Source organism: Pseudomonas syringae pv. tagetis, from assembly GCF_022557255.1.
GTDB classification, from domain to species: domain Bacteria; phylum Pseudomonadota; class Gammaproteobacteria; order Pseudomonadales; family Pseudomonadaceae; genus Aquipseudomonas; species Aquipseudomonas caricapapayae.
Genome location: NZ_CP092923.1, coordinates 3,567,893 through 3,582,782, shown reverse-complemented (window position 1 = coordinate 3,582,782; position 14,890 = coordinate 3,567,893). Strand labels below are relative to the sequence as shown.

Annotated in this window: 11 protein-coding genes; 5 read left to right on the top strand and 6 right to left on the bottom strand. The window is 60.0% G+C overall.

What is annotated here, in order from left to right; translation table 11 throughout:
* Nucleotides 1-6: 6 nt before the first annotated feature.
* The 4 genes from MME58_RS15825 to MME58_RS15810 all read right to left on the bottom strand — a co-directional run bounded on the left by MME58_RS15825 (nt 7) and on the right by MME58_RS15810 (nt 4,853).
* On the bottom strand, nt 7-912 hold the full coding sequence (locus tag MME58_RS15825) for an ABC transporter permease (RefSeq protein ID WP_054985695.1): 906 nt from the start codon (nt 910-912) through the stop codon (nt 7-9).
* A complete protein-coding gene (locus tag MME58_RS15820) occupies nt 912-1,949 on the bottom strand; it encodes an ABC transporter permease (protein ID WP_122387116.1) in 1,038 nt (345 codons plus the stop codon). The genes MME58_RS15825 and MME58_RS15820 overlap by 1 nt, the downstream gene beginning before the upstream one ends.
* 40 nt (nt 1,950-1,989) lie before the next feature.
* Nucleotides 1,990-3,612, bottom strand: a complete 1,623-nt coding sequence (locus tag MME58_RS15815) for an ABC transporter substrate-binding protein (protein ID WP_055005993.1) — start codon at nt 3,610-3,612, stop codon at nt 1,990-1,992.
* An 86-nt stretch (nt 3,613-3,698) separates the two neighbouring features.
* Nucleotides 3,699-4,853: a mandelate racemase family protein gene (locus MME58_RS15810; protein WP_054984354.1), complete on the bottom strand. Its 1,155-nt coding sequence runs from the start codon at nt 4,851-4,853 to the stop codon at nt 3,699-3,701.
* Between the two features lie 518 nt (nt 4,854-5,371).
* Between MME58_RS15810 and pmrG the strand changes: the two genes are divergently transcribed.
* Genes pmrG through MME58_RS15795 form a run of 3 tightly spaced genes read left to right on the top strand, consistent with a single transcriptional unit; the run spans nt 5,372 to nt 7,631 of the window.
* A complete protein-coding gene (gene pmrG / locus MME58_RS15805; RefSeq protein ID WP_055005994.1) occupies nt 5,372-6,067 on the top strand; it encodes a lipopolysaccharide core heptose(II)-phosphate phosphatase PmrG in 696 nt (231 codons plus the stop codon).
* Nucleotides 6,064-6,936 carry a phosphatase PAP2 family protein gene (locus MME58_RS15800; RefSeq protein WP_055005995.1) on the top strand — a complete coding sequence of 291 codons (873 nt, stop codon included), beginning with the start codon at nt 6,064-6,066 and terminating at the stop codon, nt 6,934-6,936. Before pmrG ends, MME58_RS15800 begins: the two co-directional genes overlap by 4 nt.
* Nucleotides 6,937-6,956: 20 nt before the next feature.
* On the top strand, nt 6,957-7,631 hold the full coding sequence (locus MME58_RS15795) for a response regulator transcription factor (protein WP_054984357.1): 675 nt from the start codon (nt 6,957-6,959) through the stop codon (nt 7,629-7,631).
* 5 nt (nt 7,632-7,636) lie between these two features.
* Here the strand turns inward: MME58_RS15795 and MME58_RS15790 are convergent, their stop codons facing one another.
* Nucleotides 7,637-8,674 (bottom strand): AraC family transcriptional regulator, encoded by a 1,038-nt coding sequence (locus MME58_RS15790; protein ID WP_055005996.1) that lies wholly within the window; start codon nt 8,672-8,674, stop codon nt 7,637-7,639.
* A 9-nt stretch (nt 8,675-8,683) separates the two neighbouring features.
* Nucleotides 8,684-9,598, bottom strand: a complete 915-nt coding sequence (locus MME58_RS15785; RefSeq protein ID WP_055005997.1) for a GGDEF domain-containing protein — start codon at nt 9,596-9,598, stop codon at nt 8,684-8,686.
* Between the two features lie 803 nt (nt 9,599-10,401).
* Here MME58_RS15785 and MME58_RS15780 point away from each other — a divergent pair.
* The gene (locus MME58_RS15780; RefSeq protein WP_055005158.1) at nt 10,402-12,918 is read left to right on the top strand and encodes a TonB-dependent receptor; all 2,517 of its coding nucleotides are present in this window, start codon (nt 10,402-10,404) and stop codon (nt 12,916-12,918) included.
* Nucleotides 12,919-12,955: 37 nt separating this feature from the next.
* The gene (locus tag MME58_RS15775; RefSeq protein ID WP_055005157.1) at nt 12,956-14,884 is read left to right on the top strand and encodes a phytase; all 1,929 of its coding nucleotides are present in this window, start codon (nt 12,956-12,958) and stop codon (nt 14,882-14,884) included.
* Nucleotides 14,885-14,890: the final 6 nt, after the last annotated feature.

The following is a 14,890-nucleotide window of genomic DNA, read 5'->3' as shown; positions in this document are numbered from 1 at the left end:
TGTGTGTCATTCGCTGCGTGGGTCAAGTACATCGCGCAGTCCGTCGCCCAACAGGTTGAATGCCAGGCTGACCAGCATGATGGTGGCACCGGGAGCTGCCACCAGCCACCAGCTTTCCAGCATGTAACGGCGGCCACTTGAGATCATTGCGCCCCATTCCGGCAGGGGCGCCTGCGCGCCGAGGCCGAGAAAGCCCAGTGCGGCCGCGGTGAGAATGATGCTGGCCATGTTCATGGTCAGGCGGATGATCACCGAGGACAGACACATCGGGATAATGTGACGTCCGATCACGCGCACTGCCGACGCACCTTGCAGCTTTACAGCGACAACGAAATCGGCGTTGCGCAGCGACAGGGTTTCGGCCCGTGCCAGGCGGGCGATCGGCGGCCAGGCAGTCAGGGCGATGGCGATCACTGCGTGTTCCAGGCCAGGGCCCAGGGCGGCGATGAAGGCCAGCGCCAGCACCAGGCTGGGAAACGAGATGAAAATGTCGGTGATGCGCATGAACAGGCTGTCGACCCAGCCGCCGAAATAACCCGACACGGTACCGATCAGCAGGCCGATAGGGCCGACAATCACCGTCACCAGCATCACGATGTACAGCGTGATGCGCGAGCCATACACCAGTCGGCTGAACACGTCGCGGCCGTATTCGTCGGTACCGAACCAGTTCTGTGCGCCGGGCATCCGCAGCGCGCCAGACAGGTCCTGAGCGAGCGGGTCGTGAGTCGCGATCCACGGCGCGAACAGGGCGACGATCATCAACGTGCCGATGACAATCAGCCCCGCCAGCGTCATCGGGTTGCGCAGCAGAAAACGCATCAGGCGCGCGCTGCTGGCGGCAAATGCTGCGAGGCTGGAGGTGGGTGTCTGAACCATGGGCGTGGCGCTGCTTGCAAGGGAGGTCGTCATCAGCGGGTTCTCGGGTCGAAGACTTTATAGAGGACGTCGCTGATCTGGTTGAGGATCACGAAGATCAACCCGATCAGCAGGACGCAGGCCATCACGGCATTCATGTCGCCCAGCAGCAGGCTGCTGGTCAGGTACTGGCCGAAGCCGGGCCAGGCGAACACGGTTTCTATGAGTACCGCGCCTTCCAGCAGGCCGCCGTAGGCGAGGGCGACGATGGTCAGCAACTGCACGCGAATGTTGCGAAACGCGTGGCCCCAGACGATGCGCCGGTTCGACAGGCCCTTGACCCGTGCAGTGATGATGTACTCCTGCGAAAGCTGTTCGAGCATGAAGCTGCGGGTCATGCGGCTGATATAGGCCACCGAGTTGAAACTGAGGATTACCGCAGGCAGCAGGATGTGGCGCAGTGCGCTGCGAAAGGCTTCCCAGTCGCCGGACAATGCCGTGTCGATCAGCAGCAGGCCCGTGCGGGTTTCGATCAGCCCGTCATAAGCCAGACCAATGCGTCCGACCCCGCCCGCCCAACCCAGCCAGGCGTAGAACACCAGAAAAGCCATCATGCCCAGCCAGAATATCGGCGTGGAATAGCCAAACAGGGTGATGACCCGAGCAATATGGTCGCCGCTGCGGCCCTGATGCGTGGCGGCGTAAACCCCCAGTGGCAGGCCGAGCAGTACGCCGAACAGGATCGCCAGTGTGGCCAGTTCCAGGGTGGCCGGGAAGACCCGCGCAATGTCGTCGATCACCGGGTGTCCGGTGAGAAGTGCCTTGCCCAGGTCGCCGTGCAACAGGTCGCTGAGGTACATCACAAACTGGGACGTCAGCGGCTTGTCCAGCCCCAGTTCCTGATAGGCCTGAGCATAGGCGGCGGCGTCCGCGTCGGGGCCGACGATGGCCAGGACCGGGTCCAGCGGCATGACCCGGCCAATGAAGAAAGTGAGCAACAGCAGGCCGAACAGGGTCGCCGCCACTGATCCGCTGCGACGGGTGCCGTGGGCGACCCGACTGCTCCAAAATGAAATCGATGCACTCGACATGGTTATTCCTGCCTTGGCTTGAACGATTGAACGCATGGGGTCAGCGTTGCTTGTAGACGTCACGCAGTCGCGTGGTCGCTGCACTGTGGCCCAGGTAATCCCGGACATCGGCGTGGATGACGACTTCATCGGTCATTTGCGAGATGGGCATGATCGGCCCGGCTTTCTGGTCATACAGGGTCTGGATGCGTTGGTAGTCGGCCAACTGCCGGCTGGCGTCACGTTCGCGTTCGGCCTGCTCGATCAACTGATTGATCTCGGCGCTGTAGAACGAGGTTCGCCAACCCTGAAAATTGCTTAATCTGGCTTCTTCGCGGTTGTCCGGGTTGTAGATCAGCGCTCGCAGGCTGGAGTGCGGATGGCGCTCGGCACCGCCACCGCCGCGCCCGACCAGAATGTCGAAACGCCGGTCGCGCATTGCGCCGTAGATCTGATTGCCGGTGCCGGTGATGATCGATGCCTGAATGCCTGCCTGCGCGAGTGTCGATTGCAGGCTGGTAGCGATATTGATGAAAGGCGAATCGGTCAGGGAGCGAATGGTGATTCTGAAGCCGTCAGGGTGGCCCGCTTCGGCCAGTAGACGCTTGGCTTCGGCGACGTTGAGCGCATAACCCGGGTCGTCCAGTCTGGCGGCCAGACCCAGTTGCAGCGGACGCTGGTTGATCAATCCGTAATGCGGCATGACCACCGTGTTGATGCCTTGGTAGTCGATCAGTGCACGAATCGCCTGGCGTACCCGAATATCCTGAAACAGTGGCTGTTCCATGCTCAGAGCGACGTAATAGAGGGTGCCGCGCGGGATAGTCTGCACGGTGACCTCTTTCGAGCGGGTCAGGGCCTTGATGTCGGTGGCCGCCATGCCGCGTGCCACGTCGAGATCGCCACGTTCGACCATCAGGCGCAGCGCTTGGGATTCGGTCATGTTACGCATGATCACCCGGCGTAGTCTGGCCGGCCCGCGCCAGTATTGCTCGAAGCGGCTCATCAGAATCACGTCGTTGGCACGCCAGATGTCCAGCTTGAATGCGCCAGAGCCGGCTGTGTGGGTGGTCAGCCAGGCAGCACCCAGATCATCGCCCCTGGCATGCTGCAACGCGGTCAGGCGGTCAATGACGAAAGCGCTGGGCGACGTTGCCAGCGTGTTGAGCACCAGCTTGGGATCGGTAGCCTTGGGCAGGTCGAGCACGAAGGTCGAGGGTCCTTCGGCGCGCATCAACTCGCTGACGTTGCCGGCAGTGTAGCCGTAGGCTTTCCAGGTCGAGGCCAGTGCCTTGTTGAGCGTGACCACGCGCTGCAGCGACCAGGCGACGTCCTGCGCAGTCAGCGGGTTGCCGGAGTGGAACGTTACGTCGGAACGTAGATGAAAGGTGAGGCGCATGCGGTCGGGGCTGATCTCCCAGCGCTCGGCCAACGCCGGAATCAGCTGGTCGGGACGGGCAGCGTCCTGCTCCAGCAACATGTCATAGACATTGGCATTGACCTCGGACACCTCAAGGCCGGTGGCACCTGCCGGGTCCAGGGACAGCAGGTTGATCATGCTCATGCCGACCACCAGTTGATCGACCGGTGTTTCACCACGCGCCAGAGCGGGCGGTGTGTGCATGAGTGTCGCCGTCAGGGCGAGGCATAGCAGCCAGGGCAGGCGCTTGAGCCGGAGCTTCATGGGGGCAGTCCTTTTTTATATTTATAAGACGCTGTGTCGAAATGCCGGACGAAGGGCGATCGGCGTGCCCTTCGCGATGCTGCCGGTCAGTAACGGTGTTCTGTATGTGTCTCGATATAGCTGAAGTTGATGTCTTCGCCCAGTCCCGGCTTCTCGGAAAGGTGCACGAAACCGTCCCTGTCCATTGGGTCCACCAGCGTGTTGAGGTAGGCCGGTACGTCGTCGTATTCGAGAAACGGGTGCAGCAGACCGCGTTCGTACCAGCGGCAATTGCTGATCGCGCCGACTACCGCGAGATTGGCAGCGCCGTTGCCATGCACTTCGCAGTCCATGCCGAACGACTCGGCCAGATGCGCGACCTTCAGACACGGGCCGATGCCGCCGACGCCCGCGACGCCTGCGCGGAGGATGTCGCAAGCCTTGTTGGTCACCCAGCTGGCACGGCTGTGGTACTTGCCGGCGATGCTTTCCGGACCGAGTACCGGGATGTCCAGATTGGCCGCCAGCCAGGCATAGGATTCGGCGGAGTCTTCCATCATTGGCTCTTCGAACCAGGCGAAGTCGAGCTTCTGCAGTTCACGGCCGATGTACAGCGCGTCGGTGCGGCTGTACCAGTGATACCCGTCGAGCATCAAGGCGATACCAGGCCCGACCGCTTCACGTACCGCAGCGCAGGCCTGCACATCCATGCGCGGGTCAGGGGCGAACGAAATCGGCGGCATCCAGGTGTGCAGCTTGATGCCCTTGTAGCCACGCTTTACCAGCTTTTCGGCAAACTGGCCGTACTCGTCCGGGGTGGACAGCCCACCTGGCAGGTCGTCACCGCACATGGTCGAGCCGTAAGCCAGCACCTTGTCGCGATAGCCGCCTATCAGCCTGTGCACGGGCAGTTTCAAGGCTCGTCCGGCCAGGTCCCATAGCGCCTGCTCTACCAGTGCCAGCGCACGGTCGGTGAACTGGCTGGCGCTGCCGCGTTGCCAGTGAGCCAGTTCCTGCCAGATTTTTTCGCGATTCATCGGGTTCTGCCCGATCAGCACCTTCTTTACGAACGACTCGATGACGTGCGGGCGGATCAGCTCGGGCGGGCCAAAGGAAAAGCCTTCGCTGCCCTCGTCACATGCGATGCGCAGCATGGCCATTCTGACCGGTTTTTCTTCGCCTGGATGGGCGTGGCCTGCGCTGTCTACCGCGCGGCGTGAGGGGAAGGAAAAAACGTCGACACTGACCGAGGTGATTTTCATGGTGACCTTCATGGATATTGTTGTTATCAATTTATTAGTATGTCGTCATACAACCATGGGGCGATTATTTACAGCCTTGTAGGACGATGTCAATACTCGTATGACGACTATTTCCCTTATTGATAAGCGTTATGGGCGGGTATTTGCGGCTGGGTGCCGTCTGGCTTGCGTCGGGCAGAGTGATGACAGCCTGAAAGTCGTTATACCTTTGGATTGTGCGCTGAGTACGGGCGACGATTTCGCTGATGCGCTGCGAGCGGTCCGTGTGGGGCAGGGCAGTGGGCTGAATGCTCAGTAAAAACGCTTAAATTATCTTCATGTTCGCTGACTGAAAACCCGCACGGCCCGCTGCCACGGGGCTTTTGGCGAGAAACATGGCGCTGGGCCACAACATCGTTTTCACATCTTCTTCACTGCCTCGCCACGATGCTGAACCTATCTTGCCTGCATGGGAGCGGGGAAGACGTCGGGCCCTCCCGAGTCGACGCCACACACAGGTTCATGGCAGGAGTGGTCACTTGACTGACACGACAATAAACAAGAATTTGCTTGCCGATTCGGGTATTCACCCGCGCTACAAATTGCACCAACACATCGTATCGATATCGGTTGCCGTTGTGCTGGCGGCGATTTGCGCATGGTTCTATACGGCTTTTTCTGGCGTGCACGTGGCGGATCTGGGGGTTGGCAGCAACCTGAAAATTTCCGGCCTTCGCGAGCATTGGCGGCAAGGTGATGTGGTTGTGATGATTCGGCACGCCGAACGCTGTGACCGCTCGACAAACCCCTGCCTGAGCGACACCGACGGCATTACCGTCAAGGGGCGGGATGCGGCACTGGCAGTGGGCAGCGGCTTGCAGAAAATGGGCATGGACCGTGCGCGAATGTTCGCCAGCCCCAAGACCCGCACGCAACAGACTGCGCAACTGTTGGCAGGTCATCCCGTGGTCGGCCAGGACTGGATCAATGACTGCGACGGCGGCTTCATGAAGGACGTGGAAGAGCACAAGGTCAGCGGTGAAAATCTGGTGCTTGTGACGCACAGTGGCTGTATCGACCAGTTCGAACGCAAGGTCGGCGTGACAGGCGGCGAGCGTTCAAGTGATTACGCTCAAGCGTTTTTCGTGCAGATGGATGGCGCTCACCGGCCGAAAATTCTCGGTTCCCTGACCGCGGGGCAATGGGCAAACCTCAATAGCGAGCAATTCAATTGACGACATCCTCAAATGCCAGACTGCAGTTTTACGGCATCAATCTGGGGGTGCCCGTTTTTTTCGCTTTACTGGTCTTCGTGACGTTCGACCTGACCAGTATCGACCGGCAACTGAGCGATCTGCTGTTTGATTCGGCAGCCGGAGTATTTCCCATCGGACAGATTCATCTATTCGAGACCATCACGCACAAGTGGGCGCGGATCATCCCGGACTGGACGGGAGAGTTGGCGATCATCGGCGCAATGTTGTCATTCGTCTGGCCACTGCTGGAAAAACACGCAAATCCGCGTCTTATGAAGCGGTTGTCGGGTTCGCGCACGGAAGCATTTCTGCGCTTCACGCGCAGGCATCGGCTGGACTTCTTTTTCGTGATCGTTGCCTTTGCGGTTGGCACCGGCATGATCCACTACCTGAAAAGCCACACCAGCGTGTACTGCCCTGTCGAAACCACGCTGTACGGTGGCAGTCAGGCGCATATCGAGTGGTTCAGAAACTTCAATCTGCTGCATGAAGTCGGTGCCGGACGCTGCTGGCCGGGTGGTCATGCATCAAGCGCATTCAGCCTGCTGGCGCTGTACTTTGTAGCTCGGCGCTACTGCTGGAAACATTCGTACATCCTGCTGATGGCGATTCTCCTGCTTGGCATGATTTACGGCACTACGCGGGTGCTGCAAGGCTGGCACTTCATGTCGCATACGTTCTGGGCGGGCATCGTGGTGTGGCTGAGTATGCTGCTGGTTGCGCTGTGCTTCTATGGTCGGTCAAAGCTGCAACAGCCGCTTCGCAAGGCGACGGTTTCCAGGCAGCGTAATGGATTTTTTACTCAACCTGCCGATTCATTGGCAACAGGGCCCCGGTCGGCCGGGTAGAAAAACAAGAAGGCGCTGCAATGAATATTCTGGTTATTGAAGACCACCGTGATATCCACGATAACCTGCTGGAATTCTTCGAACTCAGGGGGCATGCCGTTGAAGGGGCGCTGGACGGCCTGAGCGGTCTTCATCTGGCGGCGTCGAAACGCTTCGATGCGATCATTCTCGACATCATGTTGCCGGGCATCGACGGCAACCAGATCTGCCGCAGCCTGCGTCAGTATTCGAAATCGGAAGTCGCCATTGTGATGCTCAGTGCACGGGACGAACTGGATGATCGTCTCACCGGTTTCAAGGTGGGTGCCGACGACTACATCACCAAGCCGTTCGCCATGTCCGAGGTGCTCGCGCGAGTCGAAGCGGTGGTCGGTCGACGCCAGCGCAAGGACAACCGGGTGATGGTGGTCGCAGACCTGCACTTCGACCTGGATACCCTTGAGATAACCCGCAACGGTGTACCGTTGAAGCTCAACCCGACGAATATGAAGCTGTTGGAATTGTTGATGCGCAAAAGCCCTCATATCGTGAAACGGTCCGAGCTGGAAGAGGTGTTGTGGGGGCGTGATGCCCCGAACAGCAGTAGCCTGCGCAGTAATATTCATGTCCTCAGACGGGTGCTCGATGGCGGTCATGAAACGCCGCTGCTGCATACCGCTCATGGGCTGGGTTACAAGTTGTGCGTACAGCGCTGACGGACTCAGTCGAAATTGAACAGCCGCTGGATCAAGGTCGGTGTGCTGCCGGTCCAGCGTTTGAACGAGCGGCGGAAGTTGGCCGGATCGTTGAAGTTCAGGTAATCCGCCACGGCCTCGTTGCTCATCCCTTTGATCTGATACAGGTAGAGCGCGACATGCTTGCGCGCCAGGTCGTGCTGGGCCTGAAAACTGGTGCCGTGTTTGTGTAACTTGCGCTTCAGCGTGGCCGGACTCATGGCGAAGGCGTGTGCGACCTGTTCCAGGCTGGTGGCCTCACGCACATTGCCGCGCAGATGCTGGTGCAGCCGATCCAGCAGGCTGAATGGCATGCCCAGTGCAGCGAGTTGCCCGGCGGCTTCGTGCTGTGCGACCTGTACGGCAATCGGCGACGCACCCGGCCATGCGCGAGTCAGGTAGTGCCGTGGCAGGCGCATCATGTCCAGCGGGCGGCCAAAGGCTGTATTTTCGCCCAGATGAACCCAGTACTGTTCGATGTAGCGCGGTTCTTCGTGGCAGAAACTGCACTCCCACGGCAGGCGTTCCCCGCTGAGCAACTGGCTCATCGCGACCAGTGCGGTGATGCCGGCCTCCAGCAGAAAGCATTGCTGTTCGCCTGCGCCGCAACTGTCCAGCCAGTAGAGATAGGCGAAATGCTCATCCAGCTCCAGGCGAGGTGTCAGCAACGGGCTGAGCAGTGCCTGTTGGCGGATCAGGATTTCCAGTGCCTGATGCAGGTTTTGCGCATGGCGCAGTGCGTGACTGGCTGCGCCGTAATGCCCGGGAAACAGTCGTTGGCCGAACAGAAAGCTGGTGTCGTCGGCTTCCATCTGACGCTGCGCGTTAGCGATCAGGACAAAAAATTGTTGCGGGCTGAGTCGCGTCTTGCCCGCGACGATGTCCTCGTAGAACAGGCCTGTACCTTTGAGCAGGCGATGGCTGTCGATCCCGCGCGACAAGGCCAGATCGATCAGCGTGGCCGGCTGGTAATGACCGGGGATGAAGCGGCTGTCGGCTTCGTACCATTCACTTTTCAGGGTCACGGCAGTCGCTCAGGCAGTACGGGTCAGCGGGCGGCGGGCGCGGGCCAGCGACAGGTTGAGGCGGCGCAGCAGATTGTCCGGTGTTTCATTGAGGGCCATCACTACGGCCACGCTGGCTGACAGATGAAGGCGTTCACCCTGTTGCCGGGTTTTGTGCGCCAGGCTGGCAACCGCCTGCTGCAGCTCCAGTGCCAGCAGCTTCGCCTGGCTCTCTCCGGTGTTGGGCAGCAGTACCACAAACCGGTCGCCTGCCAGGCGACAAAGCAGATCGTGGCGGCGCAGGTTGAGCACCAGTAAATGGCTCAGGGCCGAAAGAACCTCATCTCCCTCGGCGTGGCCGAATGCATTGTTGATTGCGCTGAAACCGTCTATGTCCAGCGCCAGCAACGATAACGGTTGCTGCTGACAGAGACTCTGCTCAAGGCTGACGACCAGTTGCCGTTTCAGATAGTCGGCGCTGCCCAGCGGTGTGAGCTTGTCGTAGAGCCGATGCTCACGAAAGCCACGCTCGCGCTTTTCCATTTGCGCGCTGATCGCCAGTTGCTCGCGATGCCAGTGGTAGATGCCGAGGGTCAACAGGATCAGACCGATCGGCATTGGTCCGGATTCGAGCCAGTGGTCCCATTCGATTTCGCTCGGCAAGCGAATGAACTCGTCCAGCGCGTCGATCCACCATGAGAAGAATACGCAGCTCAGGCCGATCGACAGGTAATTGGTCACGCGACCGGCCGGTCGGCTTTTGAACACCAGAAACAGCCAGACCAGTGCCAGCAAAGCAGAGCCGCCTTCGCCGACGATGTCGAGCCATTGCCATTCGCTGATGTGTTTGATGTTGCCGAATGCCAGAAAGGCCAGCAGGCCCAGGTTGGAGGCGACCATCAGTACAGCGAGTTTCCAGCGATGAGGTTGGATGATCCTGAACATGAAAAGACGGCTCCCGGCTGCTGGTTATCGGCCAGCAGAACAGATGTACATGACAGTTCAGTTACGGGTAACGCGGACTGTAAGAGGTCAAATCAGCTCAGGTGTGTTGCAGATTTTGCTTCGCATCTGACTCGTTGGCAGCGGCTGCGTAAAAGGCATGACCTTGTTTTGATTATCGTGCCGACGCTCTGCGTGGCCTGCAGTTCGTGACGCTCTGCGTCACACGGCGGTTTTGTGGCGTCAGGGGGATTGGGGTTCGACTCGGGTCGGCTTTTCGCCCCTCGGCGAGTTACTTTGATGGGGCCAAAGTAACCAAAGCCCCTGGCTCCGTTTCCGGCCCGACTGCGTCGGGTTCCTTCGCCCTGTCACTGATCCGCGGGTCGCCGCAACGGGCCATCCATGGCCCGGTGCGGCTAGCCTGGCGTCCTGCCAGGCTACCCCCGGATCAGCGTCAGGACTCAGCCGTCACTTACGTCGCACTCTGCGTCGTCTGTGCCATCGCGGTGAAAAGCGTTTTAGAGCAGTGTGGTTAAAGGCACGGGGCGAAAGCTGATGACTATCGTGCCGACGCTCCGCGTGGGCATGCAGTTCGTGACGCTCTGCGTCACACGTGGGCTTTCGATTCCGGCCAGCGCTTTCTGAAAGTCAAATCAGCTCATTTACCTGTCCGGTTTCCCTAAAACCCGCCGTTTTCAGCCTCTGCGCGCGTTACCTGTCACAGAACCGTCACTGCACGACTCTAGCTTGCGCTTCCAGTTGCCGGGCCATTTGCCTGGCCTGTCGGGATTTCGGGGAGGTCATACATGTACAGGCGTCGCAGCAGGACCCAACTGGTCGGTTTCACACTCAGCGCGCTGGCGTTTGCGATTGCCTCTGAGCGTTTGCAGGCTGCCGAGGCTGACACGGTCGAGCACGTGCAAGTGGTTGGGCAGGCGGCAAGTATCGACAACGCGCTCAAGGAGCAACGCAGTTCCGACAGTATCAAGAGCGTGGTACATGCCGATGGTGTTGCGCAGTTGCCGGACCAGAATGTCGCCGAAGCGGTGCAGCGCCTGCCGGGCGTCAGCGTCGAGCGCGATCAGGGTGAGGGGCGTTTCGTCACCGTGCGCGGGCTGGCCCCCGACCTGAACAGCGTGACCATCAACGGTACGCTGGTGCCTGCCCCGGAAAGCGACCGACGCGCCGTGGCGCTGGATGTTCTGCCCGCCGAACTGGTGCAGTCCTTGTCGGTGATCAAGACCCTGACCCCGGACATGGACGCCAATTCGCTGGGCGGCACAGTCGATGTCGAGAGCCTTTCGGCCTTCGATCACAAAGGGCTGTTTTACACCGGCAGCAACGAAGCCAGCTACGACAAGAACACGCACCAGACCAGCCCCAAGTTTTCCGGCGCAGCGAGCAATCGACTCAGCCTTGGCGACGGCATCGACAACTTCGGTGTGGCGGCAGCGCTGAGCTGGCAGAAGCGCGATTTTGGCTCCGACAACGTCGAAACCGGCGGTGACTGGGATGGCACGCGCCTGCAATCATTCGAACAGCGCGACTACGACATCAGTCGCGAACGCGCCGGGGGCGGCCTGAACTTCGATTATCGGCCCGACGATGCCAGCAAATACTACCTGCGCACCCTGTACAGCCGCTTCAAGGACGATGAAGTGCGCACCACCAACGGTTTCGAGTTCAGCGACGCGCAGAGCGCAGGGCAGACCGGTGATGCCGAGGGCACACGCAAGCTCAAGGCACGTACCGAAACCCAGGAAATCCAGTCCTACGTGTTCGGGGGCGAGCGCATGGCCGGCCTGTGGACCCTCAGTGGCCAGGCCGGTTACAGCGAATCCAGCGAAGACAGCCCCAGCCATATTGCCGGGGCCACGTTCGTGGGCAACGATGATTTCGCCGACACGGGCTTCTACAACCGCGACAAGCCCAGGCTCATCGTCGGTCCAGCGTTCTACGATGACTCGAACTTCACGCTGGACAAGGTCGACCGGGAAAAGCAGTACACCAAAGACACCGAGAAGAACGTGCGCCTTGACCTGGCCCGCGATTACGACTTCAAGGGCTATGCCTCGCAATTCAAGTTCGGTGGCAAGGTCAGTCGTCGCGACAAGAGCAACGATCTGGACGTCTGGAAGTACAAGGATTTCGATGACTTGGGTTTCAGCGATCAGCAGCTGAACCTGACGCAGTTCCAGAAAGGCACGATCGACTATCGACTGGACAATTTCGGCAGCGGCATCAGTCCCGGAGCGGTCAAGGGGCTGATCGGAGGCTTGAATGCTGCCGACGCCTACGACGAGTCCGAAAGCCGTGCCAATGATTTCAAGATCAACGAAGACATCAACGCCGGTTACTTCATGAACACGCTGGATGTCGATAAGTGGCGTTTCATTGCCGGTCTGCGTTACGAAGGCACAGAGATGAACGCCAAAGGCACAGGTGTACGCGATGGGGCGTTTGAGTCCAGTGCCACCGAGCGTCGCTATCACCACTGGTTGCCAGGCCTGCACGCCCGTTATCAGATCGACAAAAGCACTCAGTTGCGCGCTGCCTGGACCAAAACCGTAGTGCGTCCGACGTTCGGACAGCTGGCACCGGGCTTTGTGATCGACGATGACGAAGCGTCTTTCGGTAACCCGAATCTGAAGCCGCTGGAGTCGAGCAACCTGGACCTGGGCATCGAACATTTCATGGGGCGTGCGGGGACGGTGTCGGCGTTCGTGTTCTACAAGGATATTCAGAATTTTGTCTACAACACCGACCTGGCAGGTACCGGGCAATGGGCGAACTTCTCCGAAGCCAATACTTACGCCAACGGTGACAAGGCCAAGCTTTACGGCCTGGAACTGGCCTATTCGCAGAAGCTCGACTGGTTGCCATCGCCATGGAATGGCCTGTTGCTGGGTGCCAACGCCACGTTGAGCCGCTCTGACGCCAGTATCGACGGTTTTGACCAGGGCACCGGCACCTACCGCAAGCGCGACATCGACCTGCCCAGTCAGTCGAAAACGGTCGGCAACGTCATGCTGGGCTGGGAGAACGACAAGCTTAGCCTGCGCCTTTCAGCCAACTACAAATCGGCCTACCTCTACGAGCTGGCATCGATCGGCGACAAGGACCATGACCAGTACGTTGACGCCCAGACCTTCGTCGACTTCAGCGCGCGCTACTCGCTGACGAAGAACCTCAAGGTCAGCTTCGAGGCGCAGAACCTCACCGATCAGCCGTATTTCGTCTACAGCGGGCATCGCGCCTACAACGGCCAGTACGAAGAGTACGGCCCGACCTACAAGGTCGGCCTGACCTTCACTCATTTCTGATCGATCTGACGCGCTCATTCAAAGGATTCAACCGTTCATGATGATTTCGCTATCACCCAAGCCAGTGTGCCTGGCGCTATTGCTTTGTCTGGCAGGCGGAGCTGCGCAAGCTTCGCCACCGGTGGACCTGAACCTGGCACGCTGGGCCGAAAACGAGCCGTTCAAGGCCCAATCCGCGGTCTTTCTGCCAGGCAGTGACGGAGCCCGCCGCCTGGCTGCGAGCGTCAAGGCCGGGCTGTTGCTGCTGGACGAACAGGGCCGCGAGCTGGCGACCATGCCGGGGTCATTTCAAGGGCTGGACAGCCGCTCCACAGGCAGCAGCGTGCTCGTAGCGACGCTGGATAACTCCCGCCAACAGGCAATGCTGACCCGGCTTGACCCGTCGCTTGGGCACTGGTCGACGCCGGTTTATGTGCCCGCACGTGATTATTCAGTCGCCGGGTTGTGCCTGTACCGCGATGAGGCCAGCAATCTGTTTGTGTTTCTGGTGGGCGAGGAGGGCAAGGGCGAACAATGGCTGATTGGCGCAGATAATCGACTGAACGACGCGCCACGCATGGTGCGCAACCTGCCGCTACCACCCAAAGCCGAGTTTTGTCAGGTCGATGACGCTGCGCACAGGTTGTTCGTCAATGAACAAAATGTCGGTTGGTGGGCTTATCCGGCGCACCCCGAGGCCGAGGTCGCGCGTCAGCCTGTGGCCCTGCGCGAACCGTTTGGCGAGTTGAAACAGGCGGCGGGGGCAATGGCCATTGTTCCGGGCGGTTTGCTGGCGCTGGACCCGAAAGGCAAGGCATTGCATCTCTATCAGCAGCAGGAATCGCTGGAGAGCTGGACGCCGGTGGCCGATCTGTCGCTGATGAGCCTGAAAAAGCCGGAAGGGCTTTCTGTGCGTGAAAGCAAGAATAGCTTGCAGGTGTTGGTTAACGACAATGACGGCGAGCGCCTGTATCAGGGCGAGCTGAGCTGGTCGCCCAAGCCGGTGAATGTCGCCAAGCCGTTGCCGACTGTCATGGCGGCGAGTCAGAGCCAGCCGGTCGGGCGTCAGGGTGACGCCGCCGACGACCCGGCCATCTGGGTCCACCCGAAAAATCCCGCACTCAGCCGCGTGCTGGGCACCAATAAAAAACAGGGGCTGCTGGCTTACGACCTGAGCGGCAAGCAGTTGCAGTCGTTGCCGGTAGGACGTCTGAATAATGTCGATGTACGTCCCGGCTTCATGCTCGGCAAAAAGCATGTCGACCTGGCGGTGGCCAGTAACCGCGATCGCAACAGCCTGAGTCTGTTCAGCATCGACCGGGTCAGCGGCCTGATTCGTGAAGCAGGAGAAATCCCCACGCCATTGGCGGAAATCTACGGTGTCTGCCTGTTCAAACCCGCCAGTGGCGAGCTGTATGCCTTTGCCAATGGCAAGGACGGCAGCTTTCTTCAGTACCGGCTCAGTGCGCCGGATGGCAAGGCGAAAGGCGAGCTGGTACGCCGCTTCAAGGTTGAGACCCAGCCGGAAGGCTGTGTTGCCGATGATCAGCGTCAGCGTCTGTTTCTCGGTGAAGAGGACGTTGGCGTGTGGGAAGTCGATGCGCGTGCCGACCAGCCTGCGACACTTTCCAGTGTGATCAAGGTGGGCGAGGCGGTGCATGCCGATGTCGAGGGGCTGGCGCTTTATCAGAGCGACAGACGCGACTACCTGGTGATTTCCAGTCAGGGCAACGACAGCTACGTGGTGGTCGATGCCGAGCCGCCCTACGCATTGCGAGGCGCGTTTCGGGTCGGTCTCAACGCGAATGAGGGCATTGACGGCACCTCGGAAACCGACGGCATCGAAGTGACCTCCATGAACCTTGGCGGCCCCTGGAGCAACGGCATGCTAGTGGTCCAGGATGGGCGCAAACGCATGCCCGAGCAGGCGCAGAACTTCAAGTTCGTGCCGTGGGCCGAGGTGAGGAAGACCTTGAAGCTGCCGTAAGTCGTT